The organism is Pseudomonas sp. PDM26 (assembly GCF_019219185.1).
In the GTDB taxonomy this organism is placed as follows: domain Bacteria; phylum Pseudomonadota; class Gammaproteobacteria; order Pseudomonadales; family Pseudomonadaceae; genus Aquipseudomonas.
Genome location: NZ_JAHUWC010000069.1, coordinates 1 through 262 on the forward strand (window position 1 = coordinate 1; position 262 = coordinate 262).

At 51.5% G+C, this 262-nt stretch carries 1 rRNA gene; it reads right to left on the reverse strand.

Going from position 1 to position 262, the window contains the following annotated elements:
* Positions 1-262 (reverse strand): 23S ribosomal RNA (locus KW849_RS31140); the annotation flags it as partial.

Sequence of the window (262 nt, forward strand, 5' to 3'; positions counted from 1 at the left end):
GGTCTTTCGGCGTGGGTGTTTTTCACACCCATTGTCGTTACTCATGTCAGCATTCGCACTTCTGATACCTCCAGCAAGCTTCTCAACTCACCTTCACAGGCTTACAGAACGCTCCTCTACCGCATCACCCGAAGGTGATACCCGTAGCTTCGGTGTATGGTTTGAGCCCCGTTACATCTTCCGCGCAGGCCGACTCGACTAGTGAGCTATTACGCTTTCTTTAAAGGGTGGCTGCTTCTAAGCCAACCTCCTAGCTGTCTAA